Origin of the sequence: Agromyces sp. NPDC056523 (assembly GCF_042794545.1) — a bacterium.
Classification (GTDB): domain Bacteria; phylum Actinomycetota; class Actinomycetes; order Actinomycetales; family Microbacteriaceae; genus Agromyces.
Genome location: NZ_JBHTTM010000003.1, coordinates 430,491 through 450,897, shown reverse-complemented (window position 1 = coordinate 450,897; position 20,407 = coordinate 430,491). Strand labels below are relative to the sequence as shown.

General features: G+C 71.4%; 16 protein-coding genes and 1 pseudogene. 6 read left to right on the top strand and 11 right to left on the bottom strand.

The window, feature by feature from the left end:
* Positions 1-2: 2 nt before the first annotated feature.
* Positions 3-1,280: a glycosyltransferase 87 family protein gene (locus ACFQ58_RS12940; protein WP_376951533.1), complete on the bottom strand. Its 1,278-nt coding sequence runs from the start codon at positions 1,278-1,280 to the stop codon at positions 3-5.
* 31 nt (positions 1,281-1,311) lie between these two features.
* Positions 1,312-2,163 carry an NAD(P)H-hydrate dehydratase gene (locus ACFQ58_RS12935; RefSeq protein ID WP_376951532.1) on the bottom strand — a complete coding sequence of 284 codons (852 nt, stop codon included), beginning with the start codon at positions 2,161-2,163 and terminating at the stop codon, positions 1,312-1,314.
* Positions 2,164-2,186: 23 nt separating this feature from the next.
* Between ACFQ58_RS12935 and ACFQ58_RS12930 the strand changes: the two genes are divergently transcribed.
* Together ACFQ58_RS12930 and ACFQ58_RS12925 are read left to right on the top strand one after the other, a co-directional pair.
* Entirely contained in the window at positions 2,187-2,822 is a 636-nt protein-coding gene (locus ACFQ58_RS12930) for an HAD family hydrolase (protein ID WP_376951531.1), read from the top strand.
* Positions 2,823-2,866: 44 nt separating this feature from the next.
* A pseudogene (locus ACFQ58_RS12925) lies at positions 2,867-3,962 on the top strand (NADH:flavin oxidoreductase/NADH oxidase).
* Positions 3,963-3,971: 9 nt separating this feature from the next.
* On the opposite strand, the gene ACFQ58_RS12920 reads toward ACFQ58_RS12925, so the two are convergent.
* The 5 genes from ACFQ58_RS12920 to ACFQ58_RS12900 all read right to left on the bottom strand — a co-directional run bounded on the left by ACFQ58_RS12920 (position 3,972) and on the right by ACFQ58_RS12900 (position 9,371).
* Entirely contained in the window at positions 3,972-4,394 is a 423-nt protein-coding gene (locus ACFQ58_RS12920) for a VOC family protein (RefSeq protein ID WP_376951530.1), read from the bottom strand.
* Positions 4,395-4,489: 95 nt separating this feature from the next.
* Positions 4,490-5,527: a hemolysin family protein gene (locus ACFQ58_RS12915; protein ID WP_376951529.1), complete on the bottom strand. Its 1,038-nt coding sequence runs from the start codon at positions 5,525-5,527 to the stop codon at positions 4,490-4,492.
* On the bottom strand, positions 5,524-6,855 hold the full coding sequence (locus tag ACFQ58_RS12910) for a hemolysin family protein (RefSeq protein ID WP_376951528.1): 1,332 nt from the start codon (positions 6,853-6,855) through the stop codon (positions 5,524-5,526). The genes ACFQ58_RS12915 and ACFQ58_RS12910 overlap by 4 nt, the downstream gene beginning before the upstream one ends.
* A 528-nt stretch (positions 6,856-7,383) precedes the next feature.
* Complete coding sequence (locus tag ACFQ58_RS12905) at positions 7,384-7,869, bottom strand: ArsR/SmtB family transcription factor (RefSeq protein ID WP_376951527.1); 486 nt, start codon at positions 7,867-7,869, stop codon at positions 7,384-7,386.
* 62 nt (positions 7,870-7,931) lie between these two features.
* Positions 7,932-9,371 carry a GuaB1 family IMP dehydrogenase-related protein gene (locus ACFQ58_RS12900; protein WP_376951526.1) on the bottom strand — a complete coding sequence of 480 codons (1,440 nt, stop codon included), beginning with the start codon at positions 9,369-9,371 and terminating at the stop codon, positions 7,932-7,934.
* A gap of 131 nt (positions 9,372-9,502) precedes the next feature.
* On the opposite strand from ACFQ58_RS12900, the gene ACFQ58_RS12895 reads away from it, so the two are divergent.
* The gene (locus tag ACFQ58_RS12895) at positions 9,503-13,360 is read left to right on the top strand and encodes a multifunctional oxoglutarate decarboxylase/oxoglutarate dehydrogenase thiamine pyrophosphate-binding subunit/dihydrolipoyllysine-residue succinyltransferase subunit (protein ID WP_376951525.1); all 3,858 of its coding nucleotides are present in this window, start codon (positions 9,503-9,505) and stop codon (positions 13,358-13,360) included.
* A gap of 100 nt (positions 13,361-13,460) precedes the next feature.
* Here the strand turns inward: ACFQ58_RS12895 and ACFQ58_RS12890 are convergent, their stop codons facing one another.
* From ACFQ58_RS12890 to ACFQ58_RS12880, 3 genes are all read right to left on the bottom strand, one after another.
* Complete coding sequence (locus tag ACFQ58_RS12890) at positions 13,461-15,833, bottom strand: MMPL family transporter (RefSeq protein WP_376951524.1); 2,373 nt, start codon at positions 15,831-15,833, stop codon at positions 13,461-13,463.
* A gap of 93 nt (positions 15,834-15,926) precedes the next feature.
* Positions 15,927-16,184 (bottom strand): zf-HC2 domain-containing protein, encoded by a 258-nt coding sequence (locus ACFQ58_RS12885; protein WP_376951523.1) that lies wholly within the window; start codon positions 16,182-16,184, stop codon positions 15,927-15,929.
* The gene (locus tag ACFQ58_RS12880; RefSeq protein ID WP_376951522.1) at positions 16,181-16,825 is read right to left on the bottom strand and encodes a sigma-70 family RNA polymerase sigma factor; all 645 of its coding nucleotides are present in this window, start codon (positions 16,823-16,825) and stop codon (positions 16,181-16,183) included. Before ACFQ58_RS12880 ends, ACFQ58_RS12885 begins: the two co-directional genes overlap by 4 nt.
* A 110-nt stretch (positions 16,826-16,935) precedes the next feature.
* Between ACFQ58_RS12880 and aroA the strand changes: the two genes are divergently transcribed.
* From aroA to bcp, 3 genes are read left to right on the top strand one after another with little or no spacing between them, the layout of a single operon-like run.
* Positions 16,936-18,306 (top strand): 3-phosphoshikimate 1-carboxyvinyltransferase, encoded by a 1,371-nt coding sequence (aroA, locus tag ACFQ58_RS12875; RefSeq protein ID WP_376951521.1) that lies wholly within the window; start codon positions 16,936-16,938, stop codon positions 18,304-18,306.
* The gene (rsgA, locus tag ACFQ58_RS12870; protein ID WP_376951520.1) at positions 18,303-19,340 is read left to right on the top strand and encodes a ribosome small subunit-dependent GTPase A; all 1,038 of its coding nucleotides are present in this window, start codon (positions 18,303-18,305) and stop codon (positions 19,338-19,340) included. Before aroA ends, rsgA begins: the two co-directional genes overlap by 4 nt.
* 44 nt (positions 19,341-19,384) lie before the next feature.
* Complete coding sequence (gene bcp / locus ACFQ58_RS12865; protein ID WP_376951519.1) at positions 19,385-19,861, top strand: thioredoxin-dependent thiol peroxidase; 477 nt, start codon at positions 19,385-19,387, stop codon at positions 19,859-19,861.
* Between the two features lie 3 nt (positions 19,862-19,864).
* Here the strand turns inward: bcp and ACFQ58_RS12860 are convergent, their stop codons facing one another.
* Positions 19,865-20,326: a hypothetical protein gene (locus ACFQ58_RS12860; RefSeq protein WP_376951518.1), complete on the bottom strand. Its 462-nt coding sequence runs from the start codon at positions 20,324-20,326 to the stop codon at positions 19,865-19,867.
* Between the last annotated feature and the right edge of the window lie 81 nt (positions 20,327-20,407).

Sequence of the window (20,407 nt, the reverse complement as noted above, 5' to 3'; positions counted from 1 at the left end):
CCTCAGTCGATGGGGCCAATCGACGGCGCACGCGCGGACCCAGCCTGCCACACCGCTCGCACCGCCCAGACGAGGAGCACGAGCAGGAGCAGCACCTTCACCGTCAGCAGCAGCACGAACCCGGGATTGGCGATGAGGAGCCATCCGTACCAGTACGGGTAGATCACCTGCGTCAGCACCGCGATCGCCGCCGCCAGCGCGGCCGGCACGACGTATCGCGAACCGCCCAGCACGAGGCCGAGCACCACGGGTGCGGCGAGCCACGTGGCGAACTGCGGCGACCCGACCTTGTTCGCGACGATCAGCACGGTCGTGAACGCGACCGCGAGCGGGGGCAGCAGCGCCACGAGCGGGGCGCCGCGCCGCACCGCCCGGATGCCCGCCGCGAGCACGACGGCCACGCCCACCGCCATCAGGGGCGTGGTGAGTGCGGCCGCGACATCCGCCCCCGGACCGGCGATCTGGAACGTCAGGATGTCGCGGTCGTACACGATCGTCGCCTCGGACGTCCCCGCGACGATCCACCACAGCCACGGCACCGCGAACGCCGACTCCACCTGGAGGCCGCGACCCGCCTGCTCGGCGATGAAGCCGAGCGCATTCGGGCCGGAACCGGCGAGCAGGCTCACGCCCAGGATGCCGACCGTGAGCGCCGCCCCGACGATGACGACCTCGCCGCGCCGCCGCACCGCCACGACCAGCGCCGCGACGAGCCCGGCGGGCCACACCTTGATCCACGCGCCGATCGTGAGCATCGCGGCGGCGAGGCGCGGGCGGCCCGCCGCCCACAGCAGCCCGACGATCGCGAACGGCACGGTCACCGCGTCGATGCGACCGAGCGCGATGGGTCCGAGCAGCGCCAGGAACGCGAGCCACCACCACGCGGCCGCGCGCCGCCGTCGGGACAGCGTGCCGACGCCGAGCAGCACCGCGAACGCGATCGCGTCGAGCACAGAGACCATCGCGAGCCACGTGGCGCCGTACCAGTCCGAACCGAACGCGAGCGCCGCCGTCATCGGCGCGAACGCGAGGATCGGGTACACCCACGGCACGTCGATGCCCATCCGGACCCAACCCTGCTGCGCCGTCTCGGCCCACACGCGGTACACGAGCGTCACGTCGCCGAGCGCGTTGCCCACGCCCGACAGGTTGATCGACGCGAGCACGGCGTGCACGACCGCGAAGGCGATCCAGAGCGCCGTCCTCCCGCCGAACCGCCGGCGGAGGATCCCGGGCCGGCGCTCCTCCGCTTCAGCTGCGCCGACGACTCCCTCCGCCATGGCAACCGAGCCTAACGAACGCGGGGATGGGTCAGCCCCGCAGGAGGCTGCCGACCACCGGCGGGATGGCTCCCGCGACATCCATCGCGATCACCGGACCGCCGCCCTGCGCCTCGCTCGCCCGGCGCGCCGCCTCGGAGTGGATGAAGGCGGCGGTCGCCGCGAGGTACGTGATCGCGGTGGCGTCGGACGCGAACCGCTCGTGGTGCGTCGCCGCGAGCGCGCCGACGATGCCGCCGAGCACGTCGCCGGTTCCGGCACTCGCGAGCCAGTGCGTCGACGCCGTCACGGTGAGCCGCGTGCCGTCGGGGTCGCAGACGTGGGTCACGGCGCCCTTGAGCAGCACCGCGACCTGCAGCTCGTGCGCGGCGCGCGCCGCGGAACCGGCGGGGTCGTCCTCGACCTGCTCGACGGAGCCCTCGATGTCGCGATCGGCGAGCAGCCGCGCGAGCTCGCGCGCGTGCGGGGTGATCACGGTCGGCCCGGTGTGGCTGCCGACCAGGTCGAGGCCGCCGGCGTCGAGCACGCTGGGTTCGCCCGAGGCGAGCGCGTGCTGCAGGTCGCCGGCGAGCACGAACGAGCGGCGGTCGGCGTCCATGCCCGACCCGAGCAGCCAGGCCTGCACGCGCCCGGGGACGGCGACGGTCTCGGGCCGCGCCGCGAGGACCGCCTGGCGCACCGCGCGGGGGCCGGTGAACCGGACCATGCCGACACCCGTCCGGTGCGCGGCCTCGACCCCGAGCACGGCGGCGCCGGGGAAGTCGGGCGACCCCGTGATCACGCCGAGTACGCCGCGTCGGTACTTGTCGTCGTCGGCGGTGGGGGCCGTGAGCCATGCGGATGCGTCCTCGGCGGTCCATTCACGCCATGCGCCGGTGGTCATGCCCCAACGATAGGTTGAAGGGCATGCCCCCGACCAATCTCCAGCCGATCAGCCTGGCTCCGCGCGTCGTCGTCTTCGACTACGGCGAGGTGATCTCGCGTGCGCCGTCCGAGGCCGACCGGGCCGCGCTCGTCGCGCGGGCCGACGCCGACGACACCGACTTCTGGCCGGCGTACTGGGAGCACCGCGACGAGCTCGACCGCGGCACCCTGTCGATCGCCGACTACTGGGCGGGCGTCGCCGCCCGCCTCGGCACGTCGTGGTCGGCGGTCGACGTCCACGAGCTCTGGGCGCTCGACCACCGCAGCTGGCTGAGCGTCGATCCCGCGACCCTGGCGGTGCTGCACGCGCTGCACGACGGGGGCACGCGGATGGCGCTGCTCTCCAACGCGGGGGCGGATTTCTCCGGCTGGCTCCGGAACGGGTCGTTCGCGTCCCTGTTCGAGCACGTCTTCGTCAGCGGCGAGCTCGGCATGATCAAGCCGGGCGCCGACATCTACGGCCACGTCATGGCCGAGCTCGGCATCGAGCCGTCCGAGTTGCTGTTCATCGACAACAAGGCGGTCAACGTCGAGGGTGCGCGCGCCGTCGGCGGCGACGGCCTTGTCTTCACGGATGCCGCTGCGCTGGAGTCCTGGCTGCGGGGGCTCGCCGCGTGAGCGCCTCCGGCACCGTCGCGTCCGGCACGGTCCGCGCCGACGACGTGCCCGCGCTCTTCCGGCCCATCCGCATCCGCGGCCTCGAGATCCGCAACCGCGTGTGGGTGCCGCCGCTCTGCCAGTACTCGGTGACCGAGCTCGACGGTGTGCCGCACGACTGGCACCTCGTGCACCTCGGATCGATGGCCGCGGGCGGCGCCGGGCTCGTCCTCGCCGAGGCGACCGCGGTGAGCCCCGAGGGTCGCATCTCCGATCACGACACCGGCATCTGGAACGATGCGCAGGCCGAAGCGTGGGCGCGCGTCACGCGATTCATCCGATCGCAGGGCGCCGCATCCGGCATCCAGCTGGCGCATGCCGGACGCAAGGCGTCGGTGTGGCAGGAGCACCTGCGCAGGTCTGGATCGCAGCCCCCTCGAGGATGGCGGCTGGCAGACGGTCGCGCCGTCGGCGATCGCGTTCGACGGCCTACGGGAGCCGGCCGCACTCGACGAGGCCGGCATCCTCGCGGTGATCGAGGACTTCCGGGCGGCCGCGCGGCGAGCGGTCGAGGCGGGCTTCGACGTGGTCGAGGTGCACGCGGCGCACGGCTACCTCGTGCACCAGTTCCTCTCCCCGCTGTCGAACCTGCGCGAGGACCGATGGGGCGGGTCGCTCGAGAACCGGGCGCGCCTGCTGCTCAAGCTCGTGCGCGCCGTGCGCGCCGAGATCGGCGAGCGGATGCCGTTGTTCGTGCGCTTCTCGGCGACCGACTGGGCGCCCGGCGGATGGGATGAGGAGCAGACGGCGACCGTGGCCGGGTGGGCGGCCGAGGCGGGCGCCGACTTCTTCGACATCTCCACGGGCGGGCTCGTGCGCGACGTACGCATCCCGGTCGGGCCCGCCTACCAGGCGGCCCACGCGGAGTTCGTGGGCGGTCGCGCGGGCGTGTCGGTGTCGGCCGTGGGTCGCATCACGACGGCGGCGCAGGCCGAGGAGCTCGTGGCCTCGGGCGCCGCCGACGCCGTGATGTTCGGCAAGGCCATGATGCGCGACCCGCACTTCGCGCTGCGCGCCGCGTACGAGCTCGGCGCCGGGTGGGCGATGTGGCCGCCGCAGTACCTCCGCGCTCGTGCAGAGGTCAACGACGGCGAGTTCTGACGGGTCGACCTACAGGCGCGCGCCGGCGACGATGGCCCTGGCCTCGTCCATGTTGAACTTCGACGGCTGCGACAGCGCGATGATGTTGCCCTCGCTGTCGTCGAACCACGCGCCGCGCTCGCCGTCCATGTCGACGACGCCGTTCTCCGTCTTGATGCCCGGCATGTCGTACTCATGGAACTCGACGCCCTTGGCGCGGAGCGCGGCCATGTCGCGGTCCAGGTCGTCGGTCAGGAGCGTGAACGCCGTCGCGCGGTTGGTGCCAGCGAACTGCGACTCGTAGACCATCACTCCGACGCCGCCGATGACGTAGAAGTCGCCGCCCATGTCCGTGCGGAGGGGACTGAGCCCGAACACGTCCTTCCAGAACTTCCGGGCGCGCTCCTGGTCGGACGCAGCGAGGACGGCCATTGCGATGGACTTCTCGAACATGAATGCACCTCGGCTCTCGTGACGCGCGAAGTCTACGCCGCGCGTGCCCGGGCCGCGCCTCCCCTCCGGGTGGGTCAGGCCCGGGCGCCGCGATCTCAGCCCCGTCGGGTGGCGTCCTCGACCTCGCCGACGAGCTCCTCGATGATGTCCTCGAGGAAGATCACTCCCGTGGTGGCGCCCTGGTCGTCGAACGCCCTCGCGACGTGCGCGCCCTGGCGCCGCATCGTGGCGAGCGCATCCTCGAGGTCGGTTCCGGCGAAGATCGACACGAGTCGCCGCACGCGCTTGGCCGGCAGCGGATCGTCGAACTCGTCCTCGTCGAGGTCGATCACGTCCTTGAGGTGCACATAGCCGTCGGGCTCCCCGTCGGGACCGGCGAGGACGTACCGCGAGAAGCCGCGACGCGCGACCGCGCGCTCGACGTCGGCCGGCGTGGCCTCCGCCGGCAGGCAGACCAGCTCGGACATCGGCACCGCGACGTCGCTCACCCGCTTCGTCGTGAACTCGAACGCGGCGGAGAGCGTGCCGCTGGCGTCGTGGAGCACGCCCTCGCGGCGGGACTGGTCGACGATCGTCTGCACCTCCTCGAGCGTGTACGTCGAGGTCGCCTCGCTCTTCGGCTCGACGCCGAACAGCCGCAGCACGCCGTTCGCCGTCGCGTTGAGCGCGACGATGACCGGTCGGAAGACGCGCGCGATGAACACGAGCGGCGGCGCGAGCACCAGCACCGCGCGATCGGGCAGCGTGAACGACAGGTTCTTCGGCACCATCTCGCCGAGCACGACGTGCAGGTACGACACGAGCAGCAACGCGACGACGAAGGCGATCGTGGAGACGACCTCCTCGGACCATCCGGTGACCTCGAGCGGGATCTCGAGCAGGTGGTGGATCGCGGGCTCGGAGACGGTGAGGATCAGGAGCGAGCAGATCGTGATGCCGAGCTGGCTCATGGCGAGCATGAGCGTGGCGTGCTCCATCGCCCACAGGGCGGTCTTCGCGCTGCGCCGGCCCTTCTCGGCGAGGGGCTCGATCTGCGAGCGTCGAGCGGAGATGACGGCGAACTCGGCGCCGACGAAGAAGGCGTTGCCGAGCAGCAGCACGAACAGCCAAGCGAGTCCGGCCCAGTCGCTCATCGCTCCACCTCCGTCATGGTGTCGGCATGGGTTCGCGCGGTGGCCGGGGTGAACTGGATGCGGTCGATGCGCCGGCCGTCCATGCGCTGCACGCGGAACCGGCCTCCCTCCACGTCCATCTCGTCGCCGACGACGGGCATGCGGCCGAGGGCGGCCATCACGTAGCCGGCGACGGTCTCGTAGGCGCCGTTCTCGGGCACCCGGATGCCGGTGCGATCGAGCAGCTCGTCGGGCCGCAGGATGCCGGGGAAGCTCACGAACTCACCTCGGCGTACCACGCCCGCACGGGTCCGGTCGTGCTCGTCGGACACCTCGCCGACGAGTTCCTCGACGAGGTCCTCGAGGGTCGTCACGCCGGCGGTGCCGCCGTACTCGTCGACGACGACGGCCATCTGGTACCCGCGGCCGCGGAGCTCGCCGAGGAGCATGTCGAGCTTCATCGTCTCGGGCACGCGGAGCGCCTCGGTCTGGAGCGCCGAGGCGGGCACGTCGCCGCGCTTCTCGCGCGGCACCGCAACCGCCTGCTTGACGTGCACGAGGCCGACGACGTCGTCGAGGTCCTCGTCGTACACCGGGAACCGCGAGAAGCCGGTCTGCCGCGCCAGCTCGATGACGGCCTCGGCCGGCTCGGTGCGTTGCACGGCGGCCACGCGCGGCCGCGGCGTCATCACGTCGGATGCGTCGTGCTCGGAGAAGCGAAGGGTCTTGCCGAGCAGGGTGGCGGTGTCCTCCTCGAGGAGGCCCGCGCTCGCCGACCGGCGCACCAGCGAGGAGAGCTCCTCGGCCGAGCGCGCGCCCGACAGCTCCTCCTTCGGCTCGATGCCGATCAGGCGCAGCAGCCCGTTGGCGCTGCCGTTCAGCACGGCGATGGCCGGGCGGAACACCCACGTGAACGCGGTCTGGAACGGCATCACGATCTTGGCGGTCGCGAGCGGCAGCGCGAGCGCGAAGTTCTTGGGGACGAGTTCGCCGATGATCATCGACAGGAGCGTCGCCACGACCATCGCGGTCGTCGCGCCGACGGGCCGGATGGCTCCCTCGGGAAGTCCGAGCGCACGCAACGGCTCGGCGAGCAGCGACGAGATCGCCGGCTCCATCGTGTACCCCGTGAGCAGCGTGGTCAGGGTGATGCCGAGCTGCGCGCTCGACAGGTGCGTCGAGGTGATCTTGAGCGCCTCGATCGTCATGCCGAGCCGGGTCTCGCCCCTGGCGCGGCGCGCCTCGAGGTCGGATCGGTCGAGGTTCACGAGCGCGAACTCGCTCGCGACGAACAAGCCCGTGCCGATCGTGAGGAGGAGTCCGATGCCGAGGAGGATCCACTCAGACATCCGCACCACCCCGTTCGGTCACGGGCGAGGGTCTATGGCCAGGGGAATTCGCAGAGGGAGGGTCATCCATGGTCGAGCCAGTATATCGACGCCTGCTGCGCCCTCCCCGAGCTGTCATACCCTCGTAACACCGCGCAGTGCTCGCGAAACGCGTGGACCGCGGTACTCGCGCCATCCGCCCTCGAGTGTCACGATTGCCCATCGGCAACCGACGACCGTTTCCAGTCGGCTCATGTCGGCGCAGCCTCACATGAGGCGCGCAGCTCGCATACACCGACGCACACGATCCCAGACCGGTTCCGGGCCATCCGCCATGTCAGCCGGCCTCACATGAGGCGTCGCTCACATTCGCGATCGGGGGCGGTTCCGCGCCATCCGCCATGCCAGCAGGCCTCACATGAGGCGTCGCTCACATTCGCAATCCCGGGCCGGTTCCGCGCCATCCGCCATGTCAGCGCGGCCTCACATGAGGCGAATCCGACATGAGCCATCTGGAAACCATCGTCGGCCGAATTTGGAGCCGACGGGTCAGGCGGGTCGGCCCGAGGCCCGGTCCCGATGCCGCTCCACCGCAGGCGCGGAAGCGCGTCCCCACTCCGCGGCTCGCTCCGTCGCCCGCCGCTCGGCCGAGACGCCGAATCGATGGAGCCGCGCGCCTCGTGATCGCGGCGGGTCGACCAGAGGGGCACGGCGTTCGGATGCCCCATAGCGGTGATCCCAGAGTCGGAAGAGGTGTTCGACCTCATCGTCGAGCCGCGCAAGGAAATCGACGTTCAACCGATAGGTCCGCGATCGCGGCTCGACGGGGTCGACGGCCGACGTCACTGCGCCGTGCCGACGGAGGGTTCGGAGGTGGTGGGCCACGGCCGTCCGCGACACCCCGTGCTCGGAGGAGATGACCTCGCACAGCGTCCCGGCCGAGTGCTCGCCGACCGCGAGGATCTCGACGACGCGTCGGCGAACCGGATCGGCGAGGATCGCGAACGGGTGGGCGGGATGAGGCGCCTTCGTCATGCCCGGAGCGTAGCCAGTCCCACGGTCTCGCCAGGGCAGCCATCCACAGCCGGCGAGGCGCGCTACCAGCTGACCGGGAGCGCCTTGCCCTCCTCGTAGCCGGCGGCCGACTGGATGCCGACCAGGGCGCGCTCGCGGAACTCGGGCACGGAGCGCGCGCCGGCGTAGGTGAAGGAACTCCGCACGCCCGAGGTGATCATGTCGAGCAGGTCCTCGAGCGACGGGCGCAGCGGGTCGAGGTAGATCGCCGACGACGAGATGCCCTCGGCGAACAGCTCCTTGCGCGCGAGCTCGTACGCGGAGAGCCGGCCGAATCGCTCCTTGACGGCCTTGGTCGAGGCCATGCCCCAGCTCTCCTTGAACACGCGGCCGTCGAGGTCGCGCCGCAACGTGCCGGGCGCCTCGATGGTGCCCGCGAACCAGGAGCCGATCATGACGGATGCCGCGCCCGCCGCCAGCGCGAGGGCGACATCCCTCGGGTACCGCACTCCCCCGTCCGCCCAGACCGCCGCGCCTGCCTCGCGCGCGGCCTCCGACGTCTCGAGCACCGCCGAGAACTGGGGACGGCCGACCGCCGTCATCATGCGCGTCGTGCACATCGCGCCCGGGCCCACGCCGACCTTGAGCACGTCGGCGCCGGCCTCGACGAGGTCGCCGACCGCATCCGCGGTGACGATGTTGCCCGCGACGACCGGGATGCCGAGCCCCGCGGCCTTCACGGCGCGCACGGCGGCGATCATGCCCTCCTGGTGGCCGTGCGCGGTGTCGACCACGAGCATGTCGACGCCCGCCGTGGCGAGCGCGCGCGCCTTGGCGGCCACGTCGCCGTTGATGCCGATCGCCGCCGCGACCCGCAGCCGCCCCGAGGCATCCGTGTTCGGCTCGGAGACCGTGCCGCGCAGGGCGCTGCGACGGCTCAGCGTGCCGACCACGCGACCGTGCTCGAGCACCGGCGCGAACTCGATGCCGGCGTCGACCATGAGGTCGAACGCACGACGCGGCGTGTCGACGTCGTCGGCGTCGAGCGACGGGATGGCGCCGTGCACCAGGTCGCCGAGGCGCGCGTCGGGCAGCGCGGTCGCCAGTCGTGCGGCCGGGATCGTGCCCGCGTAGGCGCCGTCGTCGTCGTGCAGCACGATGCCGTGCCCCTCGACCGGCGGCAGGACCTCGAGCGCGTCGGCGGCCGTCTGGTCGGCCGAGAACGCGTACGGCACGTCGAATCGCGACGGTCGCGACTTCACCCAGCGGATCGCCTCGTCGAGGTCCTGCAGCGGGAGGTCCTGCGGGAGCACGCCGATGCCGCCCCGACGCGCCAGCGTCGCGGCCAGGCGGGGGCCGGTGACGGAGTTCATGTTCGCCGAGACGACCGGGATGCTCGCCCCGGATCCGTCGTCGGGCGCCAGCGACACGTCGAGACGGCTCGTCACGCCCGACCGGCTGGGAACCAGGAAGACGTCGGAGTACGTGAGGTCGTGCCGCGGAGTCGTGCGGTAGAACTGCATGTCGTTCACGCTACCCTGCGCGGTGCCGGGGCCCGCCGGAAGGGGTTTAGGCTTGTGTGGGCGCCGCGCGACCAGCTGCGCTTCGCGCCGCCAGGTGAGCGAACATCAACGGAGAGAGTGGGCGAGAGGCTGTGTCGAGCCAATTGACCGGGTCGGGATCCGACGGGACGACGTCGGCAGAGTTCGGAGCCAACGAGTGGCTCGTGGACGAGATGTACGAGCGGTTCCTCGCCGACCCGCAATCGGTCGACGAGACCTGGCGTCCGGTGCTCGAGCACTACCGCCGGATCCGCACGGGTGAGGCCGCCGCACCGGCTCCGCAGGCCCCGGCGTCGATGCCCGACGAGGCCGAGGTGCTGCGTGCCGCCAATGAGAGCGCGGATGGCGCGCCCGCCGCCCCGGCGCAGGCCGCCCCTGCCCCGGCGCAGGCCGCCCCGGCTCCGGCGCAGTCCGCTCCGGCACAGGCGCCCGCGCCCGCGCAGCCCACCCAGCAGCCGGTGACCTCCAGCCCCTCCACCGCGCCGAGCGCGGTGATCGGCCAGGCGCCCGCGGCGCGCACGACGTCCGTCGCCCCGCGCACCGCACCGGTCCCCGCCGACGTGCCCGTCACGAGCCCCCAGCCCAAGGTCGACGGCGGCGCGCGCGAGGACGAGATCCTCCCGCTCAAGGGCCTGCCGAAGACCCTCGCCGCGAACATGGACGCGTCGCTCACGGTGCCCACCGCGACGAGCGTTCGGACCGTGCCGGCCAAGCTCATGATCGACAACCGGATCGTGATCAACAACCACCTGCGTCGCTCGCGCGGCGGCAAGGTGTCGTTCACCCACCTCATCGGCTGGGCGCTCATCCAGGCACTCAAGGAGTTCCCGAGCCAGAACGTCTACTACTCCGAGGTCGACGGGAAGCCGAGCCTCGTCAAGCCCGCGCACATCGGCCTGGGCATCGCGATCGACATCCCGAAGCCCGACGGCACCCGTGCCCTCCTCGTGCCCGCGATCAAGCGCGCCGAGACGATGACCTTCAACGAGTACCTCACCGCCTACGAAGACCTGGTGTCACGCGCGCGGGGCAACAAGCTCACCGCCGACGACTTCAAGGGCGCCACGATCTCGCTGACCAACCCGGGCGGGATCGGCACCGTGCACTCGGTGCCGCGCCTGATGAAGGGCCAGGGATGCATCATCGGCGCGGGCGCCCTCGAGTACCCCGCCGAGTTCCAAGGGGCGAGCGAGAAGACGCTCGCGAACCTCGCGATCGGCAAGACCATCACGCTCACCTCGACCTACGACCACCGCGTGATCCAGGGTGCGGGTTCGGGCGAGTTCCTGAAGAAGGTCCACGAGCTGCTCATCGGCGAGCGCAACTTCTACCAGGACCTCTTCGCGGCGCTGCGGCTGCCGTACGAGCCGATCAAGTGGAACGAGGACATCTCCGTCGACATCGCCAGCGCGATCGACAAGACCGCGCGCGTGCAGGAGCTCATCAACTCCTTCCGCGTGCGCGGCCACATGATGGCCGACATCGACCCGCTCGAGTACGTGCAGCGCTCGCACCCCGACCTCGACATCGAGAGCCACGGCCTGACCTTCTGGGACCTCGACCGCGAGTTCGTCACGGGCGGGTTCGGTGACAAGCGCACGGCGCTGCTGCGCGACATCCTCGGCGTGCTGCGCGACTCGTACTGCCGCACCATCGGCATCGAGTACATGCACATCCAGGACCCGGTGCAGCGCCGCTGGATCCAGCACCAGGTCGAGCGCAAGTACGAGAAGCCCACGCACGACGAGCAGATGCGCATCCTCGCCAAGCTCAACGAGGCCGAGGCGTTCGAGACCTTCCTGCAGACCAAGTACGTCGGCCAGAAGCGCTTCAGCCTCGAGGGCAGCGAGTCGGTGATCCCGCTGCTCGACGAGGTGCTGCAGGGTGCGGCGAAGGAGGGCCTCGACGAGGTCGCCATCGGCATGGCGCACCGCGGCCGGCTCAACGTGCTCACCAACATCGCGGGCAAGACCTACGGCCAGGTGTTCCGCGAGTTCGAGGGCACCCAGGACACGAAGGGCTTCTCGGGCTCGGGCGACGTCAAGTACCACCTCGGCACCGAGGGCACGTTCACCGCCGACGACGGCCAGCAGGTCCCCGTGTCGCTCGCTGCGAACCCCTCGCACCTCGAGGCGGTCGACGGCGTGCTCGAGGGCATCGTCCGCGCCAAGCAGGACCGCAAGCCCATCGGCTCGTTCTCGGTGCTGCCGATCCTCATCCACGGCGACGCCGCGATGGCGGCCCAGGGCGTGGTGTTCGAGACCATGCAGATGTCGCAGCTGCGCGCCTACCGCACCGGCGGCACCATCCACTTGGTCGTCAACAACCAGGTCGGATTCACGACCGTGCCGGGCGACGCACGATCGTCGATCTACGCGACGGATGTCGCGAAGGCCATCCAGGCGCCGATCTTCCATGTGAACGGCGACGACCCCGAGGCGGTCGTCCGCGTCGCCGAGCTCGCGTTCCGCTACCGCCAGGAGTTCAAGCGCGACGTGGTCGTCGACCTCGTCTGCTACCGGCGCCGCGGCCACAACGAGGGCGACGACCCGTCGATGACGCAGCCGCTCATGTACAACCTGATCGAGTCCAAGCGCTCCGTCCGCAAGCTGTACACCGAGGCCCTCGTCGGCCGCGGTGACATCACCGAGGAAGAGTACGAGAACGCGCACCGCGACTTCCAGGACCGCATGGAACGCGCGTTCGCCGAGACGCACGCCGTGCAGACCGGCGCGATCCCGGTCGTGGGGGCGACGGAGACCGTGCGCGAGCCCGAGGTCGTGTCCGGCGAGCTCGAGACGACCGGCGTGTCGACCGAGGTCGTCCACGCGATCGGCGATGCGTTCAACAACAAGCCCGCGGGCTTCACGGTGCACCCGAAGATCCAGCAGCTGCTCGCCAAGCGCGTCGACATGACCCGCAACGGCAAGATCGACTGGGGCTTCGGCGAGCTGCTCGCACTCGGCTCGCTCCTGCTCGAGGGCACCCCCGTGCGCCTCGTCGGCCAGGACGCGCGCCGCGGCACGTTCGTGCAGCGCCACGCCGTGCTGCACGACCGCGTGAACGGCCAGGAGTGGCTGCCGCTGCAGAACCTCTCCGACCAGCAGGCCCGGTTCTGGATCTACGACTCACTGCTCAGCGAGTACGCCGCGATGGGCTTCGAGTACGGCTACTCCGTCGAGCGGGCCGACGCGCTCGTCTTGTGGGAGGCGCAGTTCGGCGACTTCGCCAACGGCGCGCAGACGATCATCGACGAGTTCATCTCGTCGGCCGAGCAGAAGTGGGGCCAGCGCTCGAGCGTCGTGCTGCTGCTGCCGCACGGCTACGAGGGCCAGGGCCCCGACCACTCGAGCGCCCGCATCGAGCGGTACCTCCAGTTGGCCGCCGAGCAGAACATCACGGTCGCGCGTCCGTCGACCCCGGCGTCGTACTTCCACCTGCTGCGCCGTCAGGCCTACGCCCGGCCGCGTCGCCCGCTCGTGGTCTTCACGCCGAAGGCGATGCTGCGCCTCCGCGGCGCGACGAGCGAGGTCGACGACTTCACGAGCGGCCGCTTCGAGCCCGTGATCGACGACGCCCGCATCACCGACAAGCAGGCGGTCAAGCGCGTGGTGTTCCTCTCGGGCAAGTTCTACTACGACCTCATCGCCGAGCTCGAGAAGAACCCGAACCCAGAGGTCGCCGTCGTCCGCGTGGAGCAGTTCTACCCGCTGCCGGGCGACCAGCTGAAGGCCGTCGCCGACGCCTACCCGAACGCCGAGTTCATCTGGGCGCAGGAGGAACCCGAGAACCAGGGTGCCTGGCCGTTCTTCATCATCGAGACGAACAAGCTCGGCCCGCGAGAGGTGCGTGTCGTCGCGCGTCCGGCGGCCGCCTCGCCCGCGACCGGCTCGGCGAAGCGCCACGCGGTCGAGCAGGCCGACCTGGTGCGCCGGGCCCTGACCGTGTAACTCCGGCCGAACCGAGAGCGACGGGCGGATGCCTCCGGGCATCCGCCCGTCGTCGTTCCGGACCGGGCGCGGCGCGGGGGGCTGCGCCGCGCCCGGAGCCTTACGTCGTTGGCACCGGCAATCGGTCCCGATCCGATTCGAGACCGTCGGCATCCGGGAGGGCGTGCGCGACCGGGTCGGACCCGTCCTCCGGTGTCGCAGCGGACGACTCCGCAGCGGCGTGCGCGCCGTGCGCGCGATCGTGTCGCGCGAGCCGGCTCGGCCACCAGATCGCACGTCCGATGTCGTACGCCGCCGCCGGCACGAGGAGCGTGCGCACGAGGAACGTGTCCAGCAGCACCCCGAACGCGACGATGAACGAGATCTGCGCGAGGAAGAGGATGGGTAGCACGCCGAGCGCGGCGAACGTCGCCGCGAGGACGAGTCCGGCGGACGTGATCACCCCGCCCGTCAGCCGCAGCCCGCGCAGGATGCCCTCGCGCGTGCCGTGCGCGACGGACTCCTCCCGCACGCGGGTCATGAGGAAGATGTTGTAGTCGACGCCGAGCGCGACGAGGAACACGAACCCGAACAGCGGCACCGACGGGTCGGCGCCGGGGAACCCCAGCACGTACTCGAACACCAGCGCGGACACCCCGAGCGCGGCCGCGAAGGAGAGCACGACGCTCGCGATGAGCAGCAGTGGCGCGACGATCGACCGCAGCAGCAGCATCAGGATCACGAGGATCGCAAGCAGCACGAGCGGGATGATCAGCCGCTGGTCCGCGACGGCCGCCGCGTTCGTGTCGAGTGCGACGGCGGTCGGCCCGCCGACGAGCACGTCCGTGCCGACCTCGTCGAGGCGCTCGCGCAGGTCGCTCACGGTCGCCTCCGCCTCGGCCGAGTCGGCCGGGTCGTCGAGCGTCGCCTGCAGCACTACGATGCCGTCGACGACGGTCGGATCGGGCGCCGGAGTCCCGGGTGGGCCGAACGCCTGGATGCCGTCCTCCGTCACGGGCGCGCTTCCCGCGGGCGAGTCCGATGCCACCACGGCGACGGAGGCGACCCCGGGCGTCTCGAGCGCGAGGTCCGCCATGGCCTGCAGCTCGTCTTCGGCCCCGACGATCACCGCGGGCGTGCCAGATCCGCCGGGATAGTGCTCGCTCACGAGCGCCTGGCCCTCGCGTGCCTGCGACTCGCCGAGCACGAACTCGCTCGACGGCACGCCGTCGGCGTCGAGTCGGACCAGGCCGAGCGCCATCACGCCGAGCAGGAGCGTCGAGACGATCCACACGATCCGCGGGCGACGGGCGACCAGGCGACCGATCGCACCCCACAGCCCACGCTCTCCCGAGTCGGCGGCGTCGAGCGCGGTGGCGTGCCGGCCGTGTTCGGCCGAGGTCGCCACGGCGTCGGTCGAGACATCCGCTCGGGGCAGTCGGCGCGGCCAGAAGGCGACGCGACCCGCCCAGAGCAGTAGGGCAGGAAGCAACGTCAGCGCCGCGAGCAGCGCGAACGCGATCCCGATCGCCGCGACCGGGCCGAGCACCTTGTTAGAGTTGAGCTGGCTCGCGAGCAGGATGAGCAGCCCCACGATGACAGTGCCCGCCGAGGCGGCGATCGGCTCCCACGCACCGCGCAGCGCGGCCCACGTGGCATCCCACTTGCGCTCGTGCTGCCCGAGGGCCTCGCGGTAGCGCGCGATGTAGAGCAGCGCGTAGTCGGTCGCCGCCCCGATCACGAGGATGAAGAGGATGCCCTGCGTCTGTCCCGAGAGCACCAGGACGCCGGCCTCCGCCAGCTGCACGACCGTGAACACCGAGGCCGTGAGCGCCGTGAGGCTCGTGAACAGCACGATGACCGGCAGGAGCGGCGACCGGTAGACGACGATCAGGATGATGAAGACCGCCGCGAGCGCGACCGCGAGGAGGAGCCCGTCGATGCCGGCGAAGGCCTCGACGAGGTCGGCGGTGAAGCCCGCGGGCCCGGTGACCGCCGCCGTCGTGCCGTCGACCGGCTGGTCGGCGAGCAGCGCGCGCATCGCCTCGACCACCTCGCCCGAGCCGGACTCGCCGTCGCCCGGCGCGATCGACGCGACGAACTGCGCGGCCTCGCCGTCGTCGGACGGGATGAGCGGCGAGGTCTCGTCGGCGACCACGCCGTCGAGCTCGAGCATGCCGTCGCGGAGCGCCTCGATATCGTCGAGTTGCGACTCGCTCAGCTCGGACCCGTCGTCGCTCGCCACGATGACGATCGCCGGCACGTTGTCGGAATCGCGGAAGGCGTCCTGGAGCTCGTCGACCTCGGTCGCCTCGGCCGAGGCCGGGAGGAACGATGCCTGGTCGTTCTGCTGGACGTCGGAGAGCGTGCCGAACGCGGCGCCGCCGGCGCCGAAGAGCGCGAACCAGACGAGGATGAGGACGGTGGGGATCAGGACCCGGAGCCAGGCCGGGACGCGCCCGGTCGCCCGGGCGGAGGGAGCAGTCGTGTTCATCGTCCTCGACGCTACGAGGCGGATGTCACGACGCGCGTCAATCGAAAGTTCGGAACCGCGTCGCGTCGTGCGCCGGCCGCACCGGCGACGAGGTCACTCGACCAGGGCGCCGTGCCCCGACTGGACCGTGCGGATGCGCGTGAGCACGAGCGCGCGCAGCTCTTCAGGCGCGCTCTCGCGGCAGGCGCGCTGCACGACCTCGGTGATCGTGACGCCGACCCGCAGCTCCGCACGGCAGTCCGCGCAGTTCTCGACGTGCTCGCGGATGTCGGCGGCATCCTCGCGGCACAGCTCGTTGTGCAGGTACTCCTCGAGTTCGGCCCTGGCCTTGTCGCAGCCGCAGTCGGTCATTTCGCGCTCCTGGTGGTTCGTGCCCCCGACTGCGCTGCGGCGAAGCCGCGCTCGCGGGCGTAGTCGGCGAGGGACTCGCGCAGCAGTCGCCGGCCACGGTGCAGGCGGCTCATCACGGTCCCGATGGGGGTGTTCATCATGTCGGCGATCTCCTGGTAGGAGAAACCCTCGACGTCGGCGAAGTACACGGCGAGGCGGAAGTCCTCGGGCAGCGCCTGCAGCGCGTCCTTGACGGCGGAGTCGGGCAGGTGGTCGATCGCCTCGGCCTCAGCCGAACGGCTCGAGCTCGCAGTGGTCGACTCGGCACCGCCGAGCTGCCAGTCTTCGAGGTCGTCGATCGTGCCCTGGTACGGCTCGCGCTGCTTCTTGCGGTACGTGTTGATGAAGGTGTTCGTGAGGATGCGGTACAGCCACGCCTTCAGGTTGGTGCCCTGCGTGAACGACGCGAACGCCGCATAGGCCTTCACGAACGTCTCCTGCACGAGGTCCTGCGCGTCGGCCGGGTTCTTCGTCATGCGCAGCGCGGCCGCGTAGAGCTGGTCGATGAACGGCAGCGCCTGCTCCTCGAACAGCGCGCCCAGGTCGCGCGTCTCGTCGTCGGCCGATGCCTCGGTCGGGGTCGCAGTGTCATCGGCGCTCATCACGGGCCATCCTAGATCGTCGGCCTGCAAGCCGGCCGGGCGCTCGAGCACCGCAACGGACACGCGCACCATCTCCTTCTCTGTTCGCCGGACGCTACTGTTGGTAACCGATGCAGGTATCGAGGTATTCCGCGCCCGAGTTCGACCCGTACGGGGACCAGCGCCCCGTCGAGGGCGATGGCGGATGGCACGCGCCCGTCGCCTCCGCGCCACTCGCCGCGCACCTCTCGCTGCCGGGATCCAAGTCCCTGACGAACCGCGAGCTCGTCCTCGCGGCACTCGCCGACGGGCCCTCCGTCCTGCACGCGCCGCTCTGGTCGCGCGACAGCGAGCTCATGGTCGAGGCACTGCGCCAGCTCGGCACGCGGTTCGAGCGGATCCCGGGAGAGGGCGGCTTCGGCGACGACCTGCGGGTGATCCCGGCCGACGAACTCCTCGGATCGACCACGATCGACTGCGGCCTCGCGGGCACGGTCATGCGCTTCCTGCCGCCCGTCGCGGCGCTCGCCCTCGGGCCCACCACGTTCGACGGCGACGAGGCAGCCTACCGCCGACCCATGCGCGGCGTCATCGACGGCCTGCGCGGCGTCGGCGTCGACCTCGACGACGACGGGCGCGGCACCCTGCCGTTCACGGTGCACGGGTTCGGCCGGGTGGAGGGCGGCGAGCTGGCGATCGACGCGTCGGCGTCGAGCCAGTTCGTCTCCGGGCTGCTGCTGTCCGCACCGCGCTTCGAGCGCGGCCTCGACCTGACGCACTCGGGCGAGCGCCTGCCCAGCCTGCCGCACATCGAGATGACGATCGACGCGCTCGCGCTCCGCGGCGTCACGGTCGAGCAGCCCGCCGTCGGCCGCTGGCGCGTCGCCGCCGGCCCGATCGCGGCCCGCGACGTCGACATCGAACCCGACCTGTCGAACGCGGCCCCGTTCCTCGTCGCGGCCCTCGTCGCGGGCGGCTCGGTCACGATCAGCGGATGGCCCGCCGAGACCACGCAGGTGGGCGCGCAGCTGGCCGAGCTCCTCCCCCGCTTCGGCGCCCTGGTGGATCGCGACGGCGACCGGCTCACCGTGCACGCGCCCGCCGCCGCAGCGGACGGCGGCCGCGGCATCCGCGGTGCCGACCTCGACCTGTCGGAGGCCGGCGAGCTCGTTCCCAACCTGGTGGCGCTTGCGGCGTTCGCCGACGGCCCCAGCGAGTTCACGGGCATCGGGCACATCCGCCATCACGAGACCGACCGGCTCGCGGCGCTCGCGGCCGAGCTGAACGGCCTCGGCGGGCGCGTCACCGAGCTCGAGGACGGCCTGCGGATCGAACCGGCACCCCTGCACGGCGGCGAGTGGAAGGCGTATGCCGATCACCGCATGGCCACGACCGGTGCCATCGTCGGCCTCGCGGTCGAGGGGGTCGTCGTCGACGACATCGGTTCGACCTCCAAGACCCTGCCGCAGTTCACCGAGCTCTGGGAGCAGATGCTCGGATGAGCTGGTGGGAGACGGACGACGACGAGGACGAGCCCGACTACGACGAGTCCGACGTCCGCGTCCGTCCCAACCGGCGCGGCAGCCGCCCGCGCACCAAGGTGCGTCCCGAGCATGCCGATGCCGTCATGGGCATCGTGCTCGGCGTCGACCGTGGTCGCTACACCGTCATCGTCGACGAGGGCGGGCCCGACGAGCGCGAGATCACCGCCGCCCGCGCGAGCGAGCTGCGCCGGAAATCGGTGGTCACCGGCGATCGCGTCGACCTCGTCGGCGACACCTCCGGCGACGAGGGCTCGCTCGCGCGCATCGTCCGGATCCGGGAGCGCACGACCCTCCTGCGGAGGAGCGCCGACGACACCGACGCCGTCGAACGCGTGATCGTGGCCAATGCCGACCAGATGCTCATCGTGATCGCCGCGGCGAACCCCGAGCCGCGCGTGCGGCTCGTCGACCGCTACCTCGTCGCCGCCTACGACGCCGGCATCGCGCCCCTCGTGTGCGTCACCAAGACCGACCTCGCCGACCCGGCACCGTTCCTGGCCAACTTCGCCGGGCTCGACCTGCCGGTGATCCTCAGCCGAGCCGACGACATGCCCCTCGCCGAGATCACCGACCGGCTCGTCGGCCACCGCACCGTGTTCGTCGGGCACTCGGGCGTGGGCAAGTCCACGCTCGTGAACGCGATCGTGCCCGACGCGAACCGGGCCACCGGCCACGTCAACGTGGTCACCGGACGCGGACGGCACACCTCCTCGTCGACCGTGTCGCTACGCCTCGGCGACGGCGACCGCACGGGCTGGGTCATCGACACGCCGGGCGTGCGCTCGTTCGGGCTCGGCCACGTGGATCCGGCGAACATCCTCGGCGCGTTCGCGGACCTCGCGCGCGTGGCCGAGGACTGCCCGCGCGGCTGCACGCACCTGCCCGACTCGCCCGACTGCGCGATCATCGAGGCGGTCGAGGCGGGCGAGCTCGGCGAGGCGGGGCGCGTGCGGCTCGACTCGCTGCAGCGGCTCCTCGCGACGTTCGCGTGAGCGCGCGCGGCGTCCACCGCGCTGCGCCCGTCTACGATCGAGGGATGACCGACGCTCGACTCGCCGCCGGCGAACTCGCCCCCGACTTCACCCTCCCCGACCAGGACGGCAACCCCGTGACGCTCTCGTCGCTGCGCGGGCACAAGGTGGTGCTGTACTTCTACCCCGAGGCCATGACGCCGGGCTGTACGACCGAGGCGTGCGACTTCCGCGACAGCCTCAACTCGTTCGCCTCCGCCGGCGTGCGCGTGGTCGGCGTCTCCAAGGACGACACCGCCAAGCTGAAGACGTTCGCCGAGCGCGACCAGCTCAACTTCCCGCTGCTCTCCGATACCGACCTCGCGGTCCAGCACGCCTACGGCGCGTGGGGCGAGAAGACCCTCTACGGCAAGACCGTCACCGGCTCCATCCGCTCGACCTTCGTCATCGACGAGCACGGCCGGATCGAGAAGCCCATGTACAACGTCAAGGCCACCGGCCACGTCGCCCGCATCCGCAAGGAACTCGGGCTGGAGGAGTAGGGCTCAGCCCTGCCGGTCCTCGGGGTGCGAGAACGCCTCGCGGACCGGCCGCCAGAGCAGGAGCCCGATCACCGTCACGGCGGGGATGAGCAGCGCCCATCCGAGATCGGGTCGCGCGAACAGGCCCTGGAACGCGCCGACGGCGATCGACAACTGCAGCACCTGCCACACGATGGCCGCGGCCCGCGACCACGGTGCGCGACGAGCGGATGCCACGGCGATCGCACTCACCCAGGCGGCGCCGATCGCGACCAGCACGATCAGCGCGACCGCCATGGCGAACGACGACGGCCGCAGCACCAGCAGGTCGACGAGCAGCCAGACGAAGACCGCGACGAGGGCGCCCGCCTCGGCGAACAGCAGCGCCGTGACGGTGACGAGCGCCGCACGGACACCGCCGCGGACGGGCGCGTCACGGGGCCCGTCGACGGTCTCGCCCGGACCCGTTCCGGGCCGTTGATTCACAGGGTTCTCCCGAAGTGCACTCTTGATTCGCTTCCATGCCTATGCGACCATTTACGAGGCCGAATTGATGCTCACAGGGAC